The following is a 26,667-nucleotide window of genomic DNA, read 5'->3' on the forward strand; positions in this document are numbered from 1 at the left end:
TACTCAGATGAATATATCAAAACAAACAAAAAATAATAATCGCAGTATCACATTAGATTCTCGTCCGTTTGGTGCACCAAATACAGATAACTTCCTGATAAAAAATCAGAAACCACCAAGTCCTTTGCAAGGTCAAGTTCTATTACGTAGTGTGTATTTGTCACTGGATCCCTATATGCGTGGCCGCATGAACGATACGAAGTCTTATGCTGAACCTATTGCTTTAGGTGAAACTATGGTTGGTGCAACAGTTTGCCGCATTGAGATATCACTCAACGATAATTTTCAAGAAGGTGATTGGGTCTTAGCATTTTCTGGATGGCAAGATTATGCACTATCTGATGGTAAAGACTTACTTAAAATTCCTCCTAATTTAGCTAACCCATCTTTTGCACTCGGTGTTCTTGGCATGCCTGGATTAACTGCCTATATGGGGTTGTTAGACATAGGTCAACCAAAGACAGGTGAAACAGTCGTTGTTGCAGCTGCAACAGGTGCCGTAGGTAGCCTAGTAGGGCAAATCGCAAAATTAAAAGGCTGTACTGTGATAGGAATAGCAGGCAGTGAGGAAAAATGCGCTTATGCTGTTGATCAACTCGGTTTTGATCATTGTTTAAATCATAAGTCAGATAATTTAGCGCAACAATTAGAACAAGTTTGTACAAAGGGCATTGATGTCTACTTTGAAAACGTAGGAGGCAGAGTCTTTGATGTAGTGATGCCTTTATTAAATCCTTGTGCTCGTATTCCATTATGTGGTCTCATTTCACAATATAATGCAACTGAATTGCCAGAAGGACCTGATCGCATGTCCTTATTAATGGGGAGTATATTAATCAAACGCATTAAAATGCAAGGATTTATCGTTTTTGATGACTATAGTCATAGATATAATGAATTCAGCCAAGCAATGACACTTTGGTTAAGTGAAAGTAAGATAAAGTATCGTGAACACCTTATTGAAGGTTTAGATAATACAGTTGATGCTTTTATCGGATTATTAGAAGGTAAGAACTTTGGTAAATTAGTTGTACGCTTAGGACCTGATGATTTAATCTAGCCCTCTTTATCATTCGAAATAGATACAGCTCTTAATCTCTACGGGAACCTTTGAATGTGGGATCAATGATATTCCACATTTATATCTTGAATTTTTGATTGTAAATACACAACTAAATGCTGTTTTAATACACCCACCAGATATTACTGCCCCCCTAAAAAATTATTTATATATTCACTAATTTATAATTATCTATTTTTATCCAAAGCCAGAAATTGGATAGCTTTTAAATTCCCTGCCTATTTTATATTTATAAAATAGTTATCAAGTTACTATGAACTCATTGTATTTATGAGTAAAAACTTCATATTTATCTTTTGAAGTCATGCTAAAACCCACTTATCAACCTAAATGTATTACATTGTTTATTAAAGGAAATAGTTCATTTCAATAAAATTTCAACTAAATACAAAGTAATTTTCAAGACGATATATGTCGCGCAAAGTAGATTAATTATATTGATTTGAAATGACCGCAACTATGGTCTTTCTCTGATGAACTTGAACTGCAAATGAGTATAAATTTTATATTTCCCATGCAGTCATTAAAAATAAAAAAATGAGGTATTACTTTTGATCCAGTATAAAAATAAACGACTTAAAAAATGTGCAGTTGCAATGGCAATTTCTTTTTCCTCATTCACTATGGCAGCTGATTATAGTGATTTTGCTGTAATGCCAACGGCCTTTAATGATGCTTTAAATTTTGATGAAAATGGTAATTTATATATAGCGCATACCGGTAACTTTGGCGATGCGATTGGCACAACAGTGCGTAAAATTGATTCATTTGGTGAAATAACAGATGTTGTCGGCGGCCTCAATGCAACGCTCGGCCACGATTTTGATTCAAAAGGAAATATGTATATCGCCAGCTATATCAGTGGAGAATTAGTTAAAGTAGCACCTTACGGTATGAAGACTGTGCTCTTAACTTTAGACCCTGGATATGTCAACGGAGTTTTAATAAACGCACAAGATGAAATTTTTGTCACTAGCTATAATGGAAATGTAATTTATAAAGTCAAAAATGCCAATGAAAATGAAATTTGGCTAGAAGATGAAAGGTTTAACGGTCCCGTCGGTATCGTCATGGATGAAGCTGGAGATATGTATGTAGGTAATTACAATGACGGTAAAGTATTTAAAATTACAAATGATAAAACAATCACTCAATTAGCCGATATTCCAGATGATGGTTTTGGTTATATCACTTATTCAAACGGTATGGTATATGCCTCTGGCTGGATGGGGAAAAAGCTCTATAAAATCCCAACATCTGATGCCGACTATGAAATTATTGAAGGTTCAGAGGAAGCGGGTTTTAAGTTTCCCAATGGCATAGCCGCAAGTAAAGATGGGTCAAAATTATTTGTATCAGACTTCTACACAGATAAGATAACTTTAGTTGAAAATTTTTCTACTGCTCCGAAAACACAAAACGATAGCGCAATCGCTGAGCAAAACTCTGAAGTGGCAATAAATATTTTATCCAATGATAATTCAATGAATGAACAACTTGATCTGAGTTCTATTTCAATTACCGCTTCACCAAAAAATGGCACTACAATTGTAAACAGTGCAGATGGCACAATAACTTATGTTCCTAACGTGGAATATATTGGCGTGGATTCCTTTACGTATATCGTCAGTAACAACAATGGTGAAAAATCCAACCAAGCAGAAGTGTCAATTAATGTGATAGAACCCATTATATTACCTCAAGCTCAAGATGATGAAGCGAATGTCCAACAAGACTCTGAAGTTTTGATAAATATTTTATCAAATGATAATAATGATGGCGTCATACTTGATATGTCATCGGTTAATATTATAACCAAAGCCCAAAATGGCATCGTTACAATAAATAATGACACAGGTGAAATAACCTATAAACCTGACACAGGATTCAGTGGTACAGACTCTTTTATATACACGATTAAAAATACAAATGGTGATGTATCAAATGAAGCAAATGTAGCCATAACCGTTTCAGCTAAACAAGCAGCTAAAACAACAACATCTTCATCAAAAAGCAGTGGTTCTTTGGGAGCATTTCTTTTACTTGGCTTGATATTAATTCCAAGCAGAAGATACCTTAAAAAATTAAGTTCTATGATTTCATAAACATAAAAAGTTTAGTAATAAGGCGTTTTAGATATTCACCATAATTCAAAAACGCCTAACATTTTCAATGCTAAAAAGAACTCACTCATATCAACAGGGCTAGTCTCCTATGGCAAAAATATCACTCCTTTTTATTTACAGCAAAAATAAAAGCAAGGCTTAATGTAATTAAAATTTCATTAATGCGGCTATTCAAAAAAGACGCAGCGAGATATACACAAGAATGTCACGACTATCCATATGAATCGACTCATTGTTTAAAGTGCCTTTTTAATGGTCAAGTTACCTCATTGGTTTCTCACTTTGCTAATAATGACAAATTAAGTAAAAATGAAATTGAAGAGCTTAAGTCGTTAATCAATAAAGTGGATAATGCTGCTAAATGAAGCCTAAATTGTACAGAGTCCTATTGAATTGAAGCTAATAATCTTATTAACTTGTCATGCTCGTCTCATTTTATTATCAAAAATCATTCTGCTAGTTACTTGGAATGTGCTGGTGATATAAATTAGGGTCTCTATCTTTGATTGACTTAATAACATCCTAGTTGATATTAAAAGCATGTTAAACCTTTTAACAGGTTCAAATGAACGGGGAAATAATCTATAAAAAAGGGGTTATTTAAAATAACCCCCCTAAGGGTTTAAAATTTATAAAAGTGATATTGCTGTTGTCAATTTGTCTACCAGTTCAGAGTTTGTTAATTTGCCTTGTTCAACATCAAAATTATCAAAAAAACTAGGAACAGATAAACTCGCTTTTACATCTGCTGCAAAGTAAGGCGCAGAACCTGAAGCTGCAGCTAATACGCTTGAAGCTCCGCCTGGACCAGGAGAGGTCGCTAGCATTAACATAGGTTTATTTTGGAATACTTTCATATCGATGCGTGATGTCCAATCAAACAAATTTTTATATGCGGCCGTATATGAACCATTATGTTCTGCGAAAGAAATGATGATTGCATCTGCTTCACCTAGTTTTTTAAAGAATGCTTTTGCCTGCTCGGGTTGACCTAACTCTTTCTCACGATCTTCACTGAAAATTGGCATTTCATAATCGTTTATATCTAAAACTTCAACTTCTGAATTATCCACTAAATTAGCGGCATAAGTTGCTAACTGCTTATTAATTGAACTTTTACTATTGCTTGCTGCGAATGCTAATACTTTCATGATAAACCCTCAATATGTGTATTTTAGTTAACGATTAAATCAGTTTTAAAAATAAAGTGACTTAAGTACGTTTCAATGATTACACTATACATTCATTCCAAATAAATATTAATATAGTAAATGTAAAAGGATTATTTCCAAATGACACTTAATACTAAGTTATTTGATGGCGTAGTTGTTTTCAACCAAGTTGTAGAAAGTGGCGGCTTCTCAGCAGCAGCTAATGTATCAGGCCACTCAACTTCTTATATCAGTAAAGAAATAAATAAATTAGAAGCGAGACTCGGTGTCAGGTTATTAAATAGAACGACACGCTCAATTAGCTTAACGCCTGAAGGAAAAGAGTTTAATATTCAATGCCAGCAACTTATTTTAGATGCGCAACAAGCGCAAGGCATACTTAATCAAAGCCATATTTTACCTAAAGGCATACTTAAAATAAGCTGCCCTATCGGTTTTGGCTCCGCTTATTTAAAACCAGTATTAGCTGAATACTTAAACCGCTATCCAGATGTAACCTTAGATTTAGATTTTAGTGACCGACATGTAGATGTGATACAAGATGGTTATGATTTAGTCATACGCGCAACAACAAACTTGACTGACTCTAGCCTTATATGCAAAAAATTAAAAACCTTTAAGGCTTATACTGTTACTTCATTTGATTATATTAAACGATTTGGAAAACCAACAAAACCTGAAGAGCTCACAAATCATCAATGCATGTGTTATGCAAATCATAAGATTCCAACACGCTGGTCATATAAAAGTTTAACTGGAGAAACTATTTCAGTTGATGTGCCACAAACAATTTTGTCCAACAATGCAGAGATGCAACTGGCTATGGTAATCGCTGGCAATGGCATTTGTAGATTACCTGAGTTTTACATGCAAAAAGAGCTAGCAGAAAATAAATTAGAAATTTTATTTCAAGAGTACGAAAGCCAATTAGTAGAGGTATATGCTTTATATCCAAGTCGTAAGCATTTATCACCTAAGGTAAGATGCTTAATTGATTTACTCATGGAAATAATCCCCCAGTAAAATTAGTTTTAAAAATAATGAACTTTAATAAAAATGCAGACTCCTATTTAATAAGTTAGTTGATTTCCCCTAGAGTAATATTCAGCGCGTTTATATCAACGCGCTTTTTTTTGTCTGAAATTCATATTTTTTGATCAATCAAATACCTTAATAAAGTATACCTATTTATATTAAAAAATAACTAATATCCATCATAATTTATGGGTTTTATAGAACATTCAACTAAACTTAAAGTTTCAACGAGACATTCATATTGAGTGCATATGAAAAAGTCATTTTTAATTTTAATGTTACTGGCAAATAGTAATTTATGCCTTTCCACATCGGTCATAAATACAGATGTTCCCATAAAAATCATTCTAAATAACTGGTCTTCACAACTCGTTGTATCTCATATTGTTGGTACTTTATTTAAAAAATCAGGCTTTACGGTTGAATATGTATACTATCCAACAGATGGCCAATGGTATATTTTAAAACATAATATTGCCCATGTTCAGGTCGAAGTATGGGAAGGCACTATGGCAGATAAATACCAGCAATTAATCTCGAAAAATAAACTTATTAATGCTGGTGATTATAAGGTCATCACCAGAGAAGACTGGTGGTACCCTAAATATGTAGAAAAACTTTGCCCAGGCTTACCAGATTGGCGTGCTTTAAAGAAATGCACAGGTATTTTCTCCAGAAAAGAGCAGTTAACGAAAGGCATTTATTTTGGCGGTCCTTGGGAAAAACCAGATAAGGCCAGAGTCCGCGCATTAGGCCTCAACTTTAAAGTCATAAATACCAATACTGCAGATCAACTTTGGTTTGAGCTAGAAAAAGCATATAAACATAAAAAACCAATTATACTTTTTAACTGGACACCAAATTGGGTTGGCTCTGTATATCAAGGCCAGTTTGTTGACTTTCCAGAGCATCATATAGAATGTGAAACACAACCTAGCTGGGGTATTAACCCTAATTATTTATATGATTGTGGTAATCCCAGAGCTGGTTGGCTCAAAAAAGTATCTTCCACAGATCTTCCTAAAAAATGGCCTTGTGCATTTAAAATATTAAATAATATGAACTTTAATAATTCAGAACTCGAGTCTATCGCGGCTTTAGTGGATGTGAAAAAGATGTCACCAAAAAAAGCAGCCGATCATTGGATCAATAACAATCAAACCAAATGGCACTCTTGGCTATGTGATCTTAAATCTAACCCATAAATATACTTTTATTATTTATTTCATTAATTTATACCTTAATTATTTATAAATTCTTTAATAATAATCACTTGCACCACAACAACATAAAACATACACTTTATATATGTTTTATATATAATGTGTATGCTATGGGTATCGTTAAAATATCAGATGAACTACATGACGAAATTCGAAAATCAAGTCAGGTAATGACGCGTTCAATCAATTCACAGGCTGAATTTTGGATTAAAATAGGCATGCTGTCAGAATTCAATCCAACGTTAACATTTAATGAAATCATTCAGGATCAACTAAAAAAAGAAAGCGTTACCGTAGAGGTTGTTAATGAGTGAGGTAATAATAAAAACAGATCAAGAAATTGAGTTAATGAGAGAGTCAGGTCAATTATTATCTCAGGTATTTTCTATGCTAGATGACTTTATCACCTTAGGCATCTCAACCATGCAGATTAATAATAAGGTTGAGGATTTTATTATTAATAATTTAAATGCACGTCCCGCAAGTAAAGGTCAGTATGGTTATCAATACGCATTAAATACTTCTGTGAATGATGTCGTTTGCCATGGTATTCCAAAAGAATCTCAAACTTTAAAATGTACTGATATTATAAATGTAGACATTACCCTTGAAAAAAATGGTTATATAACAGACTCAAGTAAAATGTATATGTTTGATAAGGTCACGCCTCAGGCAAAAAAATTAGTTAATGTCACTTACGCAGCTATGTGCAAAGGCATTAAAGAAGTAAAGCCTGGTGCAACTTTAGGGGACATAGGACATGCCATTGAAAAATATGCCAATATGGCAGGTTTTACTATTGTAAAGGAATATTGTGGTCATGGCATAGGTACCCAAATGCATGAAGAACCACAAGTATTACATTATGGTAAAAAAAATACGGGTCTCAAGCTAAAGCCAGGCATGATATTCACCATTGAACCTATGATCAATCAAGGTAAGTCTAAAATAAAAACCAAAAAAGATGGTTGGACTGTCGTCACAAAAGACAAACAATTATCCGCACAATGGGAGCATACAATTTTAGTAACAGATACTGCTTTTGAAGTATTAACTTTAAGGCCGGATGAAAAAATCATTTAAATAAGGTAAGGTTCTGCAAAAAGGATAAATAAAAAATGATTGAACTTAGCTGCCATTGCGCCAAAATAAAAATAACAGTGCCAGATACTACTGACACTGTTACTAGCTGTAATTGTTCTATTTGCAGTCGATATGCTAGCTTATGGGCATATTTTAACCCTAAAGATATAAATGTTATTGCTAATAAAGAAGATTTAGGCGCATATTGTTATGGTGATAAAACCATCATATTTTATCATTGTAAAAACTGTGCTTGTATTACGCACTATATGCCGACAGATCGTGGAAATAAGCACAGGATGGCCGTTAATTTTCGCTTAACAACACCTGAAACTTTAAATACAGTTAAGGTTAGATATTTTGACGGTGCTGACTCATGGCAATTTATTAATGAGTAACTTCTGAGAATAAGGAATATCTTCTATAATTAAATGTACGGCCTTTTATGAGTGAGATACCATTGAAGTTATTATTTAACTTTATTTTCTTCATTTTTATTGGCTTTAGTATAGAATCGCTCAGTAATACTATCACTTGGCAAGTTAATCATGCACCGCCAGTGACAATTCTTAAAGGTGAATATAAAGACCAAGGGTTTTTAGATAAGATTCTAGAACTTATAATAAGTGAATTACCACAATACAGACACGAGATTATAGTGAGTTCAATGGCTCGCTCTATTTTTGACCTTAAAAAACAGAAAAATGTTTGTTTGCCTGCACTTTTTGCCACTGATGAGCGCAAACGTTATATGACTTTTTCAAAATCATCCATAGCGCACCCTAGTCATAGAATCATTTTTAACAATAACAAAATACTGCCATTTGAAAAAACAATCGCTTTAGATGACTTACTTAGCCAAGAAGATTATACTTTAGGCCTTGATAAAGGGCGCTCTTTTGGTAATAAAATTGATGCCATCATCAATAAGTACAGTAGCCAAACAAATATACACTTACAAAGTTCAGACTCTCCTAATCAGCTACTACAAATGGTTAAAATTGGTCGTATCGATTACACAATTGCGTATCCATTTAAAGTTTCTTATTACAATAAATATAATCATTTAAATAAAAATAACTTCAAACAGTATAAAATGTTGGACGCAAGTCAGTATGTTATCGGTCGAGTGGCTTGCCCAAAAAACCCTTGGGGGGAAAAAGTGATTGCTGATATAGATGTTGTTTTAAAAAACATAAAATCTAGCCCACTATACTTTAAAAAGATGGGTTCATGGTGGGAAAACGAGGCCAATTCCCCTGAATTTATTAAATTTTATACAGAAGTATTTTTAAAAAATTAAGCCAAGTCTCACTCTCTTTCTACAAATCGCTAAAGCTCTTTCACATTCTTCCTTATTGGTTGCACGTTTTTTACACATTTAATTGTCAGTATTGTTCAAAAGCAAGCAAATAAGAGCAAAATAAATGAAAATCCAAAATATATTTACAAAAAATGTAATCACGTTATTTATTTCAACTGCATTAATAGCATGTGGCTCTTCTAATTCAGGTGATGACTCAACCTCGGTTGATACCCCTGTTACTACTAACACTCCCCCCATTGCCAATGCAGGGGGAAATCAAACCGTTATACTAAATGAAATAGTAAATTTGTCAGCGTCTGCAAGCTCAGATAGTGATAGTGATGCATTAACATATTCATGGTCAATTCAATCAGCTCCCACTAACAGCAACGCTGCTTTAAACAACAATACAAATGAAACAACCTCTTTTACAGCTGACATTGAAGGCAGTTACACCATAACCCTTATTGTAAATGATGGTACGATAGACAGCATACAAGTAATTGTCATCATTACAGCAACTGAACAAGTGTCATCAAGAACTGATATTACTGATATAGCACTTACCAGCCAGGCGGGATCATGTGCTGACTACGTAGGTGAATATGCATCAAATGTATCAGATATTAAAAGAAACATGACATTTAATGGCAGTATTCATATCACTGTCAATGGGTCTAAATGTAGCTTAAGCGTCAATGAGATTCCAAATCATGACTTTAATGACCAAAGCGCTTCTTTTGCTACAAATGTATCTTCACAATCAGGTAGCTACCAAGTTGATGTCACACCACAAATGGAAAATGATGTTACAGAGGTTACCTTAGGCACTCGTAATGCTATTTTTTTGAACGGAGTCATGGTCGATTTACTCGCAGCCGCATGTTACGACGTAGGGAATGAACCATTAGGACAAGAAAAAGTAGGCTGTGGTCCAGACCAAATAAATAATCCATGGCGCTATGATCCTATGTCTAACTTAAATAGTTTTGGTACAGATCAACATAATGCCCATACACAACCTGATGGTACTTACCACTATCATGGCAATCCATTGGCTCTTTTTGATACAGAATGTGAGTCAAACGCTCAAGAATCTCCTGTCATTGGTTTTGCCGCAGACGGTTACCCTATTTTTGGGCCTTGTATTAATGTTAATGGGGCTGTCAGAGAAGCAAACTCAAGTTTTACTTTGAAATCAGGCACGCGACAAAGTATTAATGGATACACTACGCCTGTTTCAGGCACTGGTGATATTAATAGTAATACTTATGATGGTCAATTTAGAGGCGATTATGAATATACTGCCGGGGCTGGTGATTTAGATGAATGTAATGGCATGACTGTAAACGGTCAATATGGTTACTACATCACCAATGCATTTCCCTGGGTTTTAAATTGTTTTAAAGGCACACCTGATGCAAGTTTCACCGCAACAGGTCCTGCTTTACAAAACCTGATGCACAGCCATGATGATGAGCAAATGCATATACATTAATTTAAACCGATAAAGCCAACAAATATGTTGGCTTTTTACATTAACAGCATTTGCTTAAAGACGATTATACTTTAAATAACTCAACACACATCAAGAGCATGCTTCTCTTTAAACTCGCTTTTTAATTTATCTACAAAACGCCTTAATACCAAAGGTAATTGTTGTTGGTACGAATGAATGGCATATACGTTTCTTTGTTCACCTTCAAATTCAGGCAAAACACGTACTAATAATCCAGAATCAAGTTCATTTTTTACAAATATAGAAGGCACTAAACCTATTCCAACACCACATTTAATACTATTAATTGCACTGGTCGTTGTATTTACTTTTAAAAGTTTATTGCTTTCAAACTGTATCGATTTACCTAAATTATTATTGAGCATGCACTGCTTCTGCCAAGGTAAAGTCACCAGGTTATAATCAGATAAATTGTTAGGCTGAAATACTCCTATTTTAGCAATATATTGGGGAGACCCCACCAAAATACTGTCTAGCACGCCGATTAAAATAGCATTATAATTGCTGTCTTTTTGGGGGCCCACAGAAATAGCCATATCCAATTTGTTTTCTAAAATATCTAATCTTTCATCTGTAAATATAAGTTCAGGTATTAGCTTTGGATATTCAATGCATAAGTCTGCAATTATGGGGGTGACTAAACTTGTTTCAAACGCATGTGGGGCTGTGATCCCGATCCGTCCAGAAGGTGCATTATGATGAGACGCAACTTCTGCTATGGTCGTAGACAGCAAATCAACAAGTTGATCACTGCGTTTTGCAAGTAGTTGCCCAGCAGCTGTAAGAATAAGCGTCCGTGTACTGCGATTTAGCAACCTTACTTCAAGTGCTGACTCCAGCTGTGTTATATATTGACTCACAGCCGACTTTGTATGCCCTAAAGCGTCAGCTGCAAGCGTAAATGAGCCTTTCTTTACCACTTCATCAAATACCAGCATTTGATAGGATAACTTCTTTCGTTCACTTTTTATGAACATATATTTCAAATTTAAGCTAATTATCATCAATTGAAATAACAATATACTGACTGTTATCAAATAACAAGGAATACACAATGAATCAATTAATCATAAAAAACGTAATGAAAGCAAGCCAACAATGGATTGCCAGCTTTAACCAAGGAGATGTTCAGGCATGTATCAAACGCTATTCAAAAAATGCAACCATGCAGGTACACCCTTTTGGACAATTTAATTGCGTACAAGAAATATCTGATTTCTGGTTATCATTTGCAACAAAAAAACCAAGTGATTTGATTTATCGAAATGTTGAGATAAAAGTACTTAACGATAAACAGGCTGTTTTATCAGCAAATTGGTCAATGAACATTGCCAGTGGTTTTATCAGTAAAGAATTATGGACATTAGCTGATAATGGTCAGTGGTATTTAGAACAAGACGACTTCACTGTGTTAAAACAACTTGAAACCCCCTTAAAATCAGAACAAAGAACAGCATTAGTGCTTGTTGATTTACAAAATGACTATTTTGAAAGTGGGCGTTTTGAACTTGAAAACATCAACTCTGCTGCCAATAAAGCAAAATTACTATTAGAAAACTTTAGAGAGCAAGCATTGCCTGTTATTCACATTCAGCATATTTTCAAAGATAGCAAAGCAGCATTTTTTACGCCTAACAGCCCTGGTATAGAAATTCATAGCAGTGTTAAGCCACTTAAAAATGAAGTGGTGATTGTAAAACATCAAATCGATAGCTTTATTAATACACCCTTTGAACAAAGCTTAATTGAATTAGGGATACAAAAGCTCATTATTGTAGGTGCCATGGCACAAGCATGTGTTCAAACAATTTGTCGTTCGGCGACCAACAAAGGCTATGAATGTGAAGTAATTGAAGATGCAATAGCAGCACCTAAGCTAACTTATAATGAACATCAGTTTACCGGTGATGAAATTGTTGCTGCAAACCTTTTATCATTGTCTTTTGGTGGTGCCACAATTAATACCAGTGAAACATATTTAAAAGGCACAATTAACTTTTAGAGCATAAAATCGGTGCGTATAAAAGGCAAGCACGCTTGCCTTTATGGGCAAAAAGGGAGATATATCTAAATTATCTTCCCTACTTTATGAACTGCTATGGTTATATTCTGGGGATTAATATAGGACATAGCAATGACATAAGGTTATTTAAGGTACTAAGTCAGAATCGAATGCTTGCTCCAACAAAATAACGAGCACCAAACTCATCTACCTGTGAAGTAAAGCCAGACTCAGGTCTTTTGATCACAAGTGCCTCATTTAAGATGTTCACCGCTTCCACTGAGACATCAATATTATCGGTAGCATGCCAGACAAACGAAGCATCCAGTTGTTGGTAAGATTGCGCGATAGCATCCGTGCCTTCTTGCCATTCATCTCGCACATTAAAAGCAAGACGCGTGCTAAATATTTCATTTTCATAATAACCGGAAATATTAGCTGAGTTTTTTGATACCTTATCTAGCATTTCTTCTTTGCCAGCGGGGCTTATCACTGAGCTATCTGTATAGGTATAGTTCACTTGCAATCCAAAACCGTTATCAAAGGCTTGCTGGTATTGTAATTCAACACCAGTTACTTCTGCAGTACTCACATTTCTGTAACGCGTGACTAAACAGTTCTCACCACAGCCAGAAAAAGCTTCTCTTGCGTCGGTCTGATAAATGTAATCACTGATATTTTTGTGAAATACAGTACCACCAATGAGTGAACTTGCATTAAAATACCATTCTAAGCCAACATCATATTGATCTGACTTATAAGGTTTAACATCCGGGTTACCAACCGTTGCAGTTTTTAACTCTGATTGTACACTGGCTGCCATTTTAACCTGATCATAATCAGGTCGTGATACTGTTGAGCCTGCAGCAAAACGAAATAACAAATCATCCTTTAAATCTGCCACTAAATTAACACTTGGCAAAATATTAGCGTAACTTTCAGTTTGCTGTGCCGGTCCACCATCAGCCGTACCTTTAGATAATACATTAGTATCAACCACTCTGAGGCCAATATTGCCTCTAAAGGCATCTCCACTAAAAGTACCTTTAACATAAGCGGCTGTAATTTCTTCCTCAATAGAAAAAGCCTCACTAACAACCTTACTCTGCTTATTTGCTAAGGCGTAGTCCCAGAGACTTTTATCCATAATCGCAAAAGAGGTCAAGCTACCGCTGCGACCTTCTTTACTATGTAACCCAGATACATGGCCGCCATTAAAGTCAGCCAGCGTTAAACCTTCACTCATGGCATTTATTAACAATGGACCTGTGTTGTTACCACCATCAAATAAATCCTTTTGAGCCGAGAACATCTGTTCTTGATATTTAACACCAGTTTCAAGCATCGTAAATATGCCTAAGTCTAAATCAAAAGACAGATCAGCCTGATAATAATTAATTTCATTATCACGTACATTATTCAAAAGGCTAAATTCATTATACAGCTGCAATTGACTGTGATCATTGACATAAGTTGGATCTGTTGGGATCAGCTCCAAAGGTCCTGCAATATCAAAGGTAACACCTGTTTTGCTTTTATCTTTGAGATTACCCCACCAGGTACTGGTTTGCATACCACGAGACTTAGCCGTCGATTGCCCAACAACAGTATGTAACTCCCAAGTATCACCCGCATAGTCAACAGTAAAGTTAACAACATCCATTTCCATTTTTGGTGTGCGTAACATTGTATTATTAAAAAGAGGTACGTGATTTGCATCATTCAACTTAGGTATTGATGTAGCCCGAGTTGTGACGCCTTTATCATTGACAATTGACTTTTCACCGTCATAAACACCATTTAGAGCCGGTATTGCATATAAAGCAGTATTAATATGATTGTTATCGAGTACAAACTTATTGTAATCTAGGGAAAAATCCAATTGTTCTGTTGCCACATATTGCAGGGTTATCTGGCTACTGTCACGCTGACGCGCTTCATCAAATAAAATTGACGACATTGCACCTGGTGCGATTGGAATGTTACCTAAAGTATCAGCATCCTTTGGCCCAGCAGGGCCAAATGTACGCAATGTTTCGCGTACCACTCTTTGTTTTTCAACTGAATGCGCAACTAAGACACCAAAATTTTCATTGTCATTTTTCCAGCTATATAAACCCGATATACTTGGAGACCATTCCTTGGCAAGTTCACTATAGCCATTTTCAGCAGAGGCAAAAATGGTATTAGCTGCCATATCTAGTGGTTTACGCGTTTTTAAATTTACCGTCCCCCCCATAGCACCTTCATTAATATCAGCTTCTACCGACTTATACACATCTAAACCTGACACTTGCTCTGCAGACAGCATTTCGAAATTAAAGCTGCGGTTAAATTTCGCAAGATCAAACCAGCCGACACTGGCTACATTTTGACCATTCAATAATACCAAACTATGTTGAGGTGCAGTCCCTCTAATAGTCACACCATCCACTTCAGAATAGCCACGAGTAACGGTAACACCTGGTACTCTTTGCAGGGCATCACCGATATTTTTATCAGGAAACTTACCAATATCTTCCGCTGAAATAGAGTCCATCACCGAATCTTCAAAACGTTTGGTATTAAGTGCTTGTGTCAGACTCCCTCTGATCCCTCTAACTTCTATAGTCTCAATTTCCTCTTCAATCACTTGTTCACCTGATTGCGCTGCAATAGCTGAACTATGTAATGCGGATAAGATACATAGGGTTAAATAGCTTGTAATTTTTTTATTCATTCTTCTTCCCTTGTTGATTATTTTTGTTAACTTGTACTCATACAATACTTCAGAGCAGATATTCTTTTTTTATTTGTAAAATTATTATACTAATTAAATGTTAAACAATTTTTTATTATTAATGAAAAAAACACTTTAATAGTTGGCAATCACAAACATAAATAAGAGGGCCAGTAAAAACAGCGACTTAATCTGACCCTATGACCTAACTTGTAACCAACTCGTTAGTGAATACGCTTTTAATTACAAACAGCTTCAGAGCAATTTGATTTTGAAATTATTCTACAAATAAGGTTTGAAAATGCACTTGAATCAGCATCAATGCCAGTTCCGCCAGCAACCTGTACCGTTGCATCTAATGGTAATGTTTTTTGATCTTTCGATAAGTTTTTTAATTTCTTTTTATTTAGCTTAATTTTCATAACCTTATTCCTTATAATTTATTAATTTGAGCGAACTAGTTCTTGAAAGTTTCCACACACCTTTGAGAACAATGAACAAACATTGAAAACATATGACATACAGAACCTGAGAGTGAATCATCCCCCATGCCTGCACCACCAGTAACTCGTAGCGTTGCTTCAAGTGGCAATGCTTTTTGATCTTTCGATAAATTTTTTAATTTCTTTTTATTTAATTTAAGCCTTAGCTTCACAATCTCATTCCTTTTTAAAATTAATTAAAAGTAACTTTGAAGGTTTTATGAACACCTACAACCAGTAAACAGCAACCCCAACAATTAGTCAATTTATTTTACTAATCATTTAATAATAATTTTACAATCGCATTTGCACTTACAATACGGCTTGAATAAGCACAAATATAAGTTGATAAACTTGAATAACTTTCAAGCTCATAATCGGACCGCATGCCAATCACAACAACTTGTTCGGACCATATTTCCAATGCACTTTTCACTTTGTCAATTTGGTTTTTCACATCAAATGTTTCACCTGGCAAGGGGTAATCTTCGGTAAAAATAATGAATGGATCTTGGCTCTTAAATTGTGTTTTATTGGTAAGTTGCTTATTAAATTGCTCAAAATCAATATAAGTAAAATTACAATGGCTTTGCTCTAGACTGGCTAAAATGACATCTCTGGCAACTCTAGCATCATTAGGGCCTATACCTCGGCTATTAACAATACTGTCATATCCTTTAGGATCTGCCGCAAAGGTTAAATAAAAGTGCTTTTGAGTTAAAGGCCACACATTTATTTTATTTCTCAGTACCTTAATGGCTTTTAATGCACTCGCGTTTGAAATGTACTCGCACTCTTTTTCAGATAAATGGGGCAAAGCTGCTGCGGTTTTCACATGAATATATTTATGACACAAAACATGACTTAAAGCCGTATTGATCACAGTTTCATTTAATCGACCAGTTTTAACGGCTTCTATCACACCTTCAATAGTGTGCATTTGAATTTCTTTATAGTTGGTTGTACCATTTTCATAATGCTCTTCACTGAGCATTACTAAATGCGCACCCGCCTGTAATGCTAAAATAGCCGACTCTACTGGAGGGTAATTTTTACGCATTGCCCACATATTCATACTATCGGTAATAATCAGACCTTGAAAACCTAATGTGTGCTTTAATAGTTTTGTTAATATTTTATAAGATAAGGTTGCGGGATAATCGGCATCTATTTGCGGATATTTAATATGGCTGGACATGATCATAGACACATTTTGTGCAATTGCACTGATAAAAGGTTTTAAATCTTCATTCATTAATTCTTCAAGTGACTTATCAACCACAGGCAATGCCTGATGTGTATCTGTATGTGTATCACCATGTCCTGGAAAATGTTTTGCACATGATAAATTATTGCCATTTGCTATCCCCTTAATGGCAGCCTGAACATGTTTTGCGACATGTTCAGGTATCTCACCAAATGCTCTTTGCCCAATAATAGGATTATCAGGGTTGGCATTAACATCAGCACAGGGGGAAAGCAGCATATTATAACCAATCAACTGCATTTGCTGAGCAAAAACACGATACATCTCTTGTGTAATGTTTACATCATCAACTTTACCTAAAGCAAGATTCCCAGGGCCTAAGTCTGTTTCTTTAGCTAAAATACCCCAAGCACCTTCTTGATCAACACCCAAAATAAGCGGGGCATTACAGGCTCTTAATGCCGCTTGGTGTTGTAAGGTTTCAGCAAGTTTTGTGGCATCTTTTATATTATGGGCATTATCATCTGTAATATAAAACCCTCCTACATGCCTCTCTCTTATTAATTCAATCGCATAATCAATATCTTCACCAGAAAAAGCTAAAATAAATAATTGTCCAACTTTCTCTTCAATAGACAATGATGCTATAAGTTGTGCCACTTTTTTACGCGTATACATAACATTTCCCTAAATTTTGGCCGCAAAAATCTAGGCCATAAATTTAAGGCCAAAATTTTATATCTTAAAGATTGTTTAGGCTGCTTGAGATTTTGCGCCAGTGATCAACGCCACTAAGTCTTCTTTTGTGACATCAGCAACGGCAACATCAGCAACAGATTCTCCCTGATAAAGCACAACTGCACGATCACACGTTTCAACAACATGCTGCATGTTATGGCTAATAAGCAATACCGCAACACCTTGTGAACTTATCACCTTTATAAGCTCATTTACTTGCGCACTTTGCTCTACGCCTAATGCTGCTGTTGGCTCATCCATAACCACAATATCTGCGCCCCAATTAACGGCTCTGGCAATTGCAACCGCTTGACGTTGACCACCTGACAAATGATGTATTTGCTCATCATAAGAAGGAATACGACTATTCAAGCGATTTAATGCTTTTTTTGAACGACGCTCCATCGCCCCTTTATCTAACCAACCCAGCCATTTTAAAATTGGGTTTTTATGCTTTATTTCACGATTCAAAAATAAATTTTCTGTAATATTAAATTCAGGCACCATAGCCAGATCTTGAAATACAGTTTCAATGCCAACATTACGCGCATCTAAAGCTGATTCAATACTAACAACTTTGCCATTAACTAAAATATCACCATGATCTGGTGTATGAATACCTGATATGCAGCGCACCAATGTTGATTTTCCAGCGCCGTTATCTCCTAATAAACCAACCACTTCGCCTTTGTTTATTTTAAAGCTGACATTTTTTAGTGCATGCACACCACCAAAACTTTTTTTAATTGAATTTAGCTCTATTGCTGCTTGGTCCAAAGATGTTCTATCCATTTTTAAGCTCCTTCACACCAATCGCAACAGCAATAATTAAAATCACACCCCTTGCAATCATTTGTTCGTTAGTAGAAAAACCAGATAAGATAAGCCCATTATTGATCATACCCATTAACCATGATCCTAAAATAGCCCCAACAATGCAGGCCCGTCCTCCAAATAAACTAGTACCACCAATAGCAACAGCAGCAATAACCGTTAATAGATCAGCTTCACCTAAGGTATAGCGTGCACCATGTAAACGCCCTGCATACAATAGGCCCGCGAGTGCCGCTGCCACTGAAGAAATAACTAAAGAATACATTCGAATACGTGTCACTTTTATGCCCATCGCCAAAGCAGCTTTAGGACTGCCGCCGACAGCAAGTAAATGACGACCAAATGCGAGTTTTTGCATCACAATATACCCAATGCCGCCAATTAAAACAGTCCAAATAAGCAAAATGGGTATGCCCAAAATATCACCCGCCCCAAACATGAAAGTAAAATCCTGATTAATAATAGGCACCGACTCTAAATTTGTGAGCTGGCGTGCAATGCCAGTCACGATTCCCATAGTACCTAAGGTAATTAATAAGGATGAAACCTGCATACGCTCAATCAAAACACCATTGATTAAACCGATTACACCCCCTATTAATAAAGCCCCTGCAACCGCCATAGGTATGCCGGTATATTGTAATAACAGCGCCCCAACTAAAGCAGATAAAGCCACCACAGAGCCGATAGATAAATCGATATGACCGACCGATAATGCAAAAGTTAAGCCTACTGCCATAACCGTAATTGGTGCCATTTGACGAATAATATTCATAAAATTAGACACAGTTAAAAATGCGGTATCGTGAAGAAATACTGCAAATATAACTAATACTAAAATAAAAATATAATAAATAAACGCTTCTCGTTTAAAAGCAAATTGTTTTAATAACGCAATTGAAGCACTATCGGTACTCATATCTAATTCCTTGTTATTATTTACGAAACACTACAAATTTGGTTGGACCGCCAGTTATAAGGATGACTGTTTTAAAGCAAGGTCAAGCATTTTGGGTAACGGTGTTTTAAACGCTTTTTCCCAAATAGCTCTCATATTATGTTTTCTCACAAAATCAAATGGCACAATTGTAAAAGGGGCAGCTTTTAGTCCTAAAGTAGACGCGCCACCCAATCGGGCCATCGTTTGACCAATGTCAAATGGTCTATCTGATATGGTGCCATATAAATTTCCACCCATTGCCATATCAACTAAATTGTTAATACCTAAATCATGGGTGATCACTTTTATATTTTTGCGTCCATGTGCTCGCAATGCTTCAATCACCCCTTCAGCTGCCGCATCCCATGAAACATAAATCGCTTCAAGATCTGGATTTTGTAAAATCATAGCCGATGCAATGCTGTTTGTTTCATGCTCCTTAACAAAGCCTTTTTCAGCACTAATATTAATATTGTTATATTTTTCAAGTGCAGCTTTAAATGCCTGATCACGGTTATTCGTAATAAAATATTTAGCATCGTGATAGATCATGCCGATATTACCTTGATTATTAACTGCTTGTGCCACCAGCTCAGCAGCAGCTTTTCCCATACCAAACATATCATCAGTAACAATACCAACATAATCTTTTCCCAATTCAAATCCTGGTATAGGATTGCTTAGTAATACTAATTTTGCCCCTTTTGAAATCACTTTTTGATAACTACTTTTTGTACTGACTCCATCAACACTCAAAGATAAAATAATATCTGGATTTAATGCGCTTATATTTTCTAAATCAGCCACTTGTTTTGCGGGATCAAACTGCGCATCCGTTATCGTAATTACTTTAATGCCAAGCTTTTTAAATTCAGTTTTTGCACCTTGGGTCACAGCGTTCACCCAAGGGCTTGAACCATGCCATACTAAAGCCGCAGTCAGTGATTTATTCTTAATCACCGCTATTTGTTCTGAGGTTAATGTAACATCTGACGATTTAGTGCCATTTTGAATACTTTTAATATCAACTGCATTTACTTGAGCTGTTATTAACAAGCCCATTATTAAATATACACATGACTTAGTCTGATTATAGATATCACTCAATTGAGTCAAAAATGCCAGTTTCATTATTATCCCTAATTGTTCATTTTTTAATTCATACGCTAATATTAAGGGAACAAATTAATATGTCAAACATTTTGACTTATTAATTTAAGCTCGATTTTTTTCATTAAGACTGTAATATTACATGTAAGATTTATAGAAAAGTCATCAATTTAAAGGCTAAACTCATTTGAAAGGCTCTAACTCAAAACAAAATAAGGCGCAAAATTTACGTTTAGTGCTATCACAAATCGTTTCATTAGGACCTATTTCAAGAGTAGAGATTGCCAGAAATACACATTTGACTAAACAAACCATTACAAATATGGTTGAAGAACTACTAGAGGCGAATTTAGTTATAGAGTTAGGAGTAAAAAAAGAGGGCAGCGTTGGTAAGCCATCTAAAATGCTATCTTTAAATAAAGACGCAGCTTATACCTTTGCTTTTAAAATAAACGAAAAAGATATTAGTGCTGGTCTTTTCTCACTCAATGGCGAACAACTTAACTCTTTAAATACAACTTATAAAGAAGATAAATTAATAAATCAAATTCAGTTTTTATTTGAAACTTTACTCACTGCATGTCAATTACAAAAAACACAATTGTTAGGCCTAGGTTTATCTTTTAATAATGCACAAGAACGCTCAATTGAGAGCTATAAAAAGAGTAAATATTTACAAAGCGAGTTAAGCCATTTATTTAATTTACCTGTTGCTTTAGAAACCACTGCATCTGCTTGCGCTGCATATCATATGCTTCATGCTGAAGCCCGCCAATTGCATAGTTTTATTTATATTCATTTAGGAGATGTTGTCGAAGCATCCGTTGTGTATGACAGACAAATTTTATTAGGCCAAAATGGCCTGACTGGTGCAATAGGTGAATTATTTGTCACACCAGAAACCGATAAAAAAACAGCCGAACTTGGCAGGTTAAATGACTTTGTATCACTCAACTCTTTAAAAAAATTTATTGGTAAAAGTGGCTGCAATACTGAAAGTTTGATTCAATATTATACTAATCACCCTGATAAAATTACTCCCTGGTTTGATATGGCGGCTGAACCAATGAGAATTGCAATACATACTTTAGAATCCCTATTAAATTGTCAAACTATTATCATAGGGGGTGATATCAACAGCTGGTTTTTAGATAAATTTATAACACTACTTCGCCCTTTTATTCCTTCAATCTCTCAATTTGGTGACAGACATGTCGTGCGCTTAATTAAAACCCCAGATGTTGATCATATTTCATTAAAAGGTATTGCAACCCTACCTTTACATGCCGCTCTGAACGATGAGAATATGAAAACACTGTCTTTATCACCCTTGTTAAACTTAAATAAAATACAAAATTTAATTTATACCTGATTAGATGATGCTACCCGACTAAAGTTTGATTGATTTTTAACAGCAAAGGATTCAGCCTAGTGCAATTGTATTTATATAAACTGTCTAAGAATGAATAAATTAACCGCTTTGCTATTGTGCGCTACGTCATACAATTTATTAGCGCAAACGGCCCTCCTACCTCACACAACAGATTGGATAAAAGACAATGTATTCACTCAAGGTATTGAAGGTCCTGCGGTAGATAATAAAGGTCATTTATATGCCGTCAACTTTAAAAATCAAGGCACGATTGGCAAAGTAATCAAGAAAGATCAGGCACAATTATTTATCACTTTACCCAAAGGCAGTATTGGTAACGGTATACGTTTTGATAGCCACAATAATATGTTCATCGCCGATTATACTGGCCACAATATTTTAAAGGTAGACAATAAAACTAAATTAGTGACAGTCTTTGCGCATAATAAAAAGATGAATCAACCAAACGACATTGCAATAATGAAGTCTGGCGTTTTATTTGCCAGCGATCCTAATTGGTCTAACAATACGGGAAATTTATGGCGCATAGACAAAGATGGCAGCACACACTTATTAGAATCAAACATGGGCACAACCAATGGCATTGAAGTCAGCAATGATCAAAAACTTTTATACATTAATGAAAGCAAACAAAGAAAAATTTGGCAATACGATATTCAAAAAGGTAATACACTCATTAACAAACGTTTATTAATTGAGTTTCCTGACTTTGGGTTGGATGGCATGCGAACTGACATTAAGGGTAATTTATATGTTGCGCGTTATGGAAAAGGAGTCATTGCCAAAGTATCACCACAAGGCAAGTTACTTAAAGAAATTCAATTAAGAGGAAAATTCCCCACAAATATTGCTTTTGGCGGAAATAATCGTGATCAAATATTTATAACCATGCAAAAACGTGGCGCAATAGAAACAATCATGGCAGATTATTCGGGAGCAAATTAATTAACACACATAAGGATATTTAAAATTGTTAAATTTAAAAAGATTGAGTTTTTCAATAATGTTATGCACTTTTCTTTTAGCATGCATTCAGCAACACAATAGCAATGATTCAGTCCCTTCTCAATGTGTAAAAAATCCAGTTCAATGCAAGGAAGGTACTGAGCTTGATTATCAAGCATTACTGAATAATTTAATTTCAGAGGCCATTCCTGGAGTCACTTTATTTGTAGAAACACCCAGCGCTCAATTTAAAGGCAGTGCGGGTCTTGCAGATATAGAAAATAAAATTGCAATGACACCGGATACATTAATGCCAAATGGTAGTGCAGGCAAAAAACTAACCGCCCTTTTGATTGCGATGTTACATGATGAAGGCTTACTTAATTTAGACGCACCTATCAGCCGTTATCTATCACAAGACCTATTAATACAAATACAATATTCAGATTTAATGACTTTAAGAATGCTGCTTAACCATACCAGCGGTATATTTGAATATAATGATAGCGGGGATTATGCACTATATAAGGCACAATTTTCCGATCCTTCATCACTAAAGACAGATCTATTTTTCTTAAAGTTCGCACTTAACATGCCTGGTTATTTTAAACCGGGAACTCATTATGCTTACTCTAATTCAAATTATGCTCTTGCGGGCCTTATTTTAGATCGTATTTTAAAACAGCATCATTCAAAAGCTGTCAGAAATAAAATTTTAGACCCCTTAAACATGCAGCACAGTTATTATAAAGCGATAGAAAAACACAAATACGATATCGCCTCAGGTTACTTTATCAATAATGAAGAAGAAAATTTCCCCACCCCACTTTATCAAAGATTTAATACAAAAACTGTCATCGAAAACACAAGGCTTGCCGATGCACCTTTAGCTTCAAGTAGCCCAGATATGGCCAAACTACTTAAAGCAATCATTGCCAATAAATCTTTTATTAATGATGACATAAGGGAGAATTTAATTGGTGCAAAAAGGTTAATTGAAATAGACGAAAATAACTTTTATCGCGCATCCAAAATTCATTATGGTTTAGGTATTTTTATAGAAACAATTAATGAAACAACTTTTTATCATCATGCTGGCAATGAGTTTGGTTATTATACGCAAAATATATATATTCCCACATTAGACGTCAGTATCACAGCGATGGTTAATTGTGGTGTATTTGATGAATGTGACGCACCATTTAATGAAATGGTATTTAAAATATTAGAGTCTTTTTTGAACGTAACTAATACAACTAAGCAGATATAATTTTTAACTTTTTTAATATATATAAAATTGGGCCATAAAGGCCCAACTAAAAGTATTCATTTAAAACTAGTCATCACTTGTAGTACTGAAATTTTCTTGTGCTTTTTCTACTTCACTATATTGTGATAAAAGTTGCTGTGCCACTGCTGAGTCTGTCATTTCATTTAAAAAATCAACTCCTTTTTGTCTGATCTCACGCTCTGAATGCTCTAATAAATTACCAGCAATCAACATGAGTTCTTCATTTTTACTATTTTTTAAAGCCGATAAAACAACTGGGATCTCTCCTAAAGGCATATGCTTTATTTCAGTTAAGAAATAATTTTTTATTTTCTGTCTTGTTACATGTTTTGATTCATCGATTCGTCGATATAAGCTACCCAGCGCAAGCAACCCTGAATCTTTTATAACACTATTACTGTGTTCAAGTTGTGTTGTTTTTAGTAAAATATCCTCTGCTAACTCATCGCTTGGGTCTTCAACTGTTGAAGCCGAAAATAAAGCATGCTCCTGCAACTGCGATTGATGGTCGTTATTATTAATCACTTCGCTTAAAGCGTTTAAAGAATTTGCCGTTCCATCCGTTGATAAAGCAGTTAAAACAGCCCCATAGAGCCAGTCTTTTTGTCCAGATTGACTGATAAGTTGTGCCAGTATTGTGGCTTGTTCAGGTTTTGCTTTTAATAAACCTAATAAATTATTAATTAAATCACTGATTTTTGATAATGGTGGTGACTGATAAAATTGATTATTTATTTCATCATAAATTTTATACGCATCTAAGTCTTTATAGGCTAGCTTGATCCTACGCAGTTCTTCATCATCAAATAAATTGCTATCAAGCGCCTTATCTGTAAAGTCAGTTATATCGACATCAACAGCACCTAAATAAGGATAAATACGTAATAATGAAATTGTGTCATCCCTTTGTAAAAACACATGATTATTTACTAAAATATCTAAATTAACTTCCTGAGATAGCTCTATAATTTCATGTTCATTATTTAAATTGATATGTGTTTTATAGGATTTAATATTTCCTTCATATGCTAAGTCATAATCTGGTAATAGTGGTTTTATATCGTTAAACCCTGTTGCAATGTGCTTTATATTTTTACAGTCTATTGACTGTGACGTTTTTGTTTTATACAAACCTAAATCGTCAGTTGTTTTATATTCACTCACCTGATGATTATTCGCTATCAAAAAGGGCGATAGTAATGACGTTAACATCAATCTAGCTTCTTTTCCGACTGTTGGGGAAAACCTAACTTGATCGTTTGAGTTTACCCAGACATGCTGGTTAAGTTTTTGTGCCATTAAAGGTGCATCTATATCTTGCCATGCAACTTTAAAATCAGAAAATGTAAAAATTGTGCCTGACTTATGAGTTTCTTTAACAGGCATTAACGATATATTTCCTGACATCAAAAATCTTGAGCTATCATTTTGATACTCTTCAGTAGTAACAGCTTCATCCGCAGAAAATACGGCCGATAAATTAATTAAAGTACTGGTTTGAGCTTTAAATCTAAAACTTGAAGCGATATTATTTATAGCTTCACATCGTTCATCCACTAACGCTTGTGCATTGACGCTCGTTTGTAAGTTATTAATTTGTGATGAATTCAAGTTATTTGGTGTATTTAAATGAGGCATTAATAAAAACAATACAAAAGCAAATATAACTAAGCTGAATATAAGGATGATACGTTTATTCATTGAAAATAATTCCTGATAATAGGCTCCATAAACAGAGCCTATAAAGATTAATTTTGAGTTAGTTTGAAAGTGAAATTATGGTTTTACTTTGTGGTGAACTATCAAATTTTTGGAAGGTTTTTCTCCAAGGAATAAGACCCACTTTACCTTCAGCTCTAAAGTAACCTTTCGGCTTTTGATAATTATTGACTAATAAAGCATGCAACCCACCTCCATCAGCTGTCATATCCAAAGGCATATTCCAGTTATATAGTGGGTTCATACGTACTTTAAGCTTTACAGAAGGAAGAGAATCATTATCTGGAGTAATTGTGACATCTGTTGATAAATTACTTTCAAAGCTCGGCGTAATACTCGCATTCAAACCTGTTAGTGCAGATGCATTCATTCGCGCTTTAACATCCATTCTAACATCAGCAGATAAATTTGCTGTAAATTTCACGCCCTTTACATCCATTTTAATATCGTTATAACGTAAACGTTTGGTGATCAAATTTTTATTATAAGTTTCTTCAAAAAAAAGAAACTCTTTTGCTGTTCCAGCTAAAGTTATTCTATCAACAGCAGCTAAAAATGTATTCAAACGCGTTTTTGCACCTGGAAATGCAAATCGAGGATTATTGACTAAGCGTCTGATGGTTTCTTTAGTATATTTTTTCATGCTTGTTAGGGGCTGTTGATCTTTGTTTGAATTTTGTGCGTAAGTGACAATCTCGTATAATTCACTTCGCCAAAACCAAACTAAACGAGATTGTCATGC

Annotated in this window: 25 protein-coding genes; 14 read left to right on the top strand and 11 right to left on the bottom strand. The window is 34.9% G+C overall.

The features are described from left to right. Positions 1-7 precede the first annotated feature (7 nt). The 3 genes from BM088_RS14590 to BM088_RS14600 all read left to right on the top strand — a co-directional run bounded on the left by BM088_RS14590 (position 8) and on the right by BM088_RS14600 (position 3,572). Positions 8-1,060, top strand: coding sequence for an NADP-dependent oxidoreductase (locus tag BM088_RS14590; protein WP_091985498.1), 1,053 nt, complete (start codon positions 8-10; stop codon positions 1,058-1,060). 572 nt (positions 1,061-1,632) lie between these two features. After that, positions 1,633-3,186 carry an Ig-like domain-containing protein gene (locus BM088_RS14595; protein WP_091985503.1) on the top strand — a complete coding sequence of 518 codons (1,554 nt, stop codon included), beginning with the start codon at positions 1,633-1,635 and terminating at the stop codon, positions 3,184-3,186. A gap of 182 nt (positions 3,187-3,368) precedes the next feature. Next, positions 3,369-3,572 carry a BlaI/MecI/CopY family transcriptional regulator gene (locus tag BM088_RS14600; protein WP_091985507.1) on the top strand — a complete coding sequence of 68 codons (204 nt, stop codon included), beginning with the start codon at positions 3,369-3,371 and terminating at the stop codon, positions 3,570-3,572. Positions 3,573-3,836: 264 nt separating this feature from the next. Here BM088_RS14600 and BM088_RS14605 read toward each other — a convergent pair whose 3' ends face one another. Then, positions 3,837-4,358 (bottom strand): NADPH-dependent FMN reductase, encoded by a 522-nt coding sequence (locus BM088_RS14605; RefSeq protein WP_091985512.1) that lies wholly within the window; start codon positions 4,356-4,358, stop codon positions 3,837-3,839. A 141-nt stretch (positions 4,359-4,499) separates the two neighbouring features. On the opposite strand from BM088_RS14605, the gene BM088_RS14610 reads away from it, so the two are divergent. The 7 genes from BM088_RS14610 (at position 4,500) to BM088_RS14640 (ending at position 10,524) form a co-directional block, all read left to right on the top strand. Beyond that, the gene (locus tag BM088_RS14610) at positions 4,500-5,402 is read left to right on the top strand and encodes a LysR family transcriptional regulator (RefSeq protein WP_091985516.1); all 903 of its coding nucleotides are present in this window, start codon (positions 4,500-4,502) and stop codon (positions 5,400-5,402) included. A gap of 263 nt (positions 5,403-5,665) precedes the next feature. Beyond that, complete coding sequence (locus BM088_RS14615) at positions 5,666-6,619, top strand: ABC transporter substrate-binding protein (protein ID WP_091985520.1); 954 nt, start codon at positions 5,666-5,668, stop codon at positions 6,617-6,619. Between the two features lie 128 nt (positions 6,620-6,747). Further along, positions 6,748-6,951, top strand: coding sequence for a ParD-like family protein (locus tag BM088_RS14620; protein ID WP_091985524.1), 204 nt, complete (start codon positions 6,748-6,750; stop codon positions 6,949-6,951). Beyond that, the gene (gene map / locus BM088_RS14625; RefSeq protein WP_091985527.1) at positions 6,944-7,720 is read left to right on the top strand and encodes a type I methionyl aminopeptidase; all 777 of its coding nucleotides are present in this window, start codon (positions 6,944-6,946) and stop codon (positions 7,718-7,720) included. The genes BM088_RS14620 and map overlap by 8 nt, the downstream gene beginning before the upstream one ends. 35 nt (positions 7,721-7,755) lie before the next feature. Continuing rightward, complete coding sequence (locus tag BM088_RS14630; RefSeq protein ID WP_091985531.1) at positions 7,756-8,118, top strand: GFA family protein; 363 nt, start codon at positions 7,756-7,758, stop codon at positions 8,116-8,118. Positions 8,119-8,180: 62 nt separating this feature from the next. After that, positions 8,181-9,023 carry a TIGR02285 family protein gene (locus BM088_RS14635; RefSeq protein WP_177208061.1) on the top strand — a complete coding sequence of 281 codons (843 nt, stop codon included), beginning with the start codon at positions 8,181-8,183 and terminating at the stop codon, positions 9,021-9,023. A 124-nt stretch (positions 9,024-9,147) separates the two neighbouring features. Continuing rightward, on the top strand, positions 9,148-10,524 hold the full coding sequence (locus BM088_RS14640) for a YHYH protein (protein ID WP_091985540.1): 1,377 nt from the start codon (positions 9,148-9,150) through the stop codon (positions 10,522-10,524). An 80-nt stretch (positions 10,525-10,604) separates the two neighbouring features. Here BM088_RS14640 and BM088_RS14645 read toward each other — a convergent pair whose 3' ends face one another. Beyond that, the gene (locus BM088_RS14645; RefSeq protein ID WP_245763829.1) at positions 10,605-11,522 is read right to left on the bottom strand and encodes a LysR family transcriptional regulator; all 918 of its coding nucleotides are present in this window, start codon (positions 11,520-11,522) and stop codon (positions 10,605-10,607) included. A gap of 77 nt (positions 11,523-11,599) precedes the next feature. On the opposite strand from BM088_RS14645, the gene BM088_RS14650 reads away from it, so the two are divergent. Beyond that, complete coding sequence (locus tag BM088_RS14650) at positions 11,600-12,547, top strand: cysteine hydrolase family protein (RefSeq protein WP_091985548.1); 948 nt, start codon at positions 11,600-11,602, stop codon at positions 12,545-12,547. A 160-nt stretch (positions 12,548-12,707) separates the two neighbouring features. On the opposite strand, the gene BM088_RS14655 is transcribed toward BM088_RS14650, so the two are convergent. The 7 genes from BM088_RS14655 to BM088_RS14685 all read right to left on the bottom strand — a co-directional run bounded on the left by BM088_RS14655 (position 12,708) and on the right by BM088_RS14685 (position 20,598). Continuing rightward, a complete protein-coding gene (locus BM088_RS14655; RefSeq protein WP_091985552.1) occupies positions 12,708-15,266 on the bottom strand; it encodes a TonB-dependent receptor in 2,559 nt (852 codons plus the stop codon). A gap of 239 nt (positions 15,267-15,505) precedes the next feature. Next, positions 15,506-15,688: a hypothetical protein gene (locus tag BM088_RS14660; protein ID WP_091985555.1), complete on the bottom strand. Its 183-nt coding sequence runs from the start codon at positions 15,686-15,688 to the stop codon at positions 15,506-15,508. 35 nt (positions 15,689-15,723) lie between these two features. After that, positions 15,724-15,921, bottom strand: coding sequence for a hypothetical protein (locus BM088_RS14665; RefSeq protein ID WP_091985559.1), 198 nt, complete (start codon positions 15,919-15,921; stop codon positions 15,724-15,726). A 101-nt stretch (positions 15,922-16,022) separates the two neighbouring features. Continuing rightward, positions 16,023-17,633, bottom strand: a complete 1,611-nt coding sequence (locus BM088_RS14670; RefSeq protein WP_091985564.1) for a glycoside hydrolase family 3 protein — start codon at positions 17,631-17,633, stop codon at positions 16,023-16,025. A gap of 75 nt (positions 17,634-17,708) precedes the next feature. Next, on the bottom strand, positions 17,709-18,485 hold the full coding sequence (locus BM088_RS14675) for an ATP-binding cassette domain-containing protein (RefSeq protein WP_091985567.1): 777 nt from the start codon (positions 18,483-18,485) through the stop codon (positions 17,709-17,711). Further along, on the bottom strand, positions 18,478-19,446 hold the full coding sequence (locus BM088_RS14680) for an ABC transporter permease (RefSeq protein ID WP_091985572.1): 969 nt from the start codon (positions 19,444-19,446) through the stop codon (positions 18,478-18,480). Before BM088_RS14680 ends, BM088_RS14675 begins: the two co-directional genes overlap by 8 nt. A 54-nt stretch (positions 19,447-19,500) precedes the next feature. Continuing rightward, the gene (locus tag BM088_RS14685) at positions 19,501-20,598 is read right to left on the bottom strand and encodes a substrate-binding domain-containing protein (protein ID WP_245763830.1); all 1,098 of its coding nucleotides are present in this window, start codon (positions 20,596-20,598) and stop codon (positions 19,501-19,503) included. A gap of 166 nt (positions 20,599-20,764) precedes the next feature. On the opposite strand from BM088_RS14685, the gene BM088_RS14690 reads away from it, so the two are divergent. The 3 genes from BM088_RS14690 (at position 20,765) to BM088_RS14700 (ending at position 24,185) form a co-directional block, all read left to right on the top strand. Next, the gene (locus BM088_RS14690; protein ID WP_091985575.1) at positions 20,765-21,949 is read left to right on the top strand and encodes an ROK family transcriptional regulator; all 1,185 of its coding nucleotides are present in this window, start codon (positions 20,765-20,767) and stop codon (positions 21,947-21,949) included. 90 nt (positions 21,950-22,039) lie between these two features. Further along, on the top strand, positions 22,040-22,915 hold the full coding sequence (locus tag BM088_RS14695; RefSeq protein WP_091985579.1) for an SMP-30/gluconolactonase/LRE family protein: 876 nt from the start codon (positions 22,040-22,042) through the stop codon (positions 22,913-22,915). Positions 22,916-22,940: 25 nt separating this feature from the next. Beyond that, positions 22,941-24,185: a serine hydrolase domain-containing protein gene (locus BM088_RS14700; protein ID WP_091985582.1), complete on the top strand. Its 1,245-nt coding sequence runs from the start codon at positions 22,941-22,943 to the stop codon at positions 24,183-24,185. A 66-nt stretch (positions 24,186-24,251) separates the two neighbouring features. Here the strand turns inward: BM088_RS14700 and BM088_RS14705 are convergent, their stop codons facing one another. Beyond that, positions 24,252-25,907: a hypothetical protein gene (locus tag BM088_RS14705; protein ID WP_091985585.1), complete on the bottom strand. Its 1,656-nt coding sequence runs from the start codon at positions 25,905-25,907 to the stop codon at positions 24,252-24,254. A 58-nt stretch (positions 25,908-25,965) separates the two neighbouring features. Beyond that, positions 25,966-26,568: a hypothetical protein gene (locus BM088_RS14710; protein ID WP_091985589.1), complete on the bottom strand. Its 603-nt coding sequence runs from the start codon at positions 26,566-26,568 to the stop codon at positions 25,966-25,968. Between the last annotated feature and the right edge of the window lie 99 nt (positions 26,569-26,667).

Source organism: Pseudoalteromonas denitrificans DSM 6059, assembly GCF_900112265.1.
GTDB classification, from domain to species: domain Bacteria; phylum Pseudomonadota; class Gammaproteobacteria; order Enterobacterales; family Alteromonadaceae; genus Pseudoalteromonas; species Pseudoalteromonas denitrificans.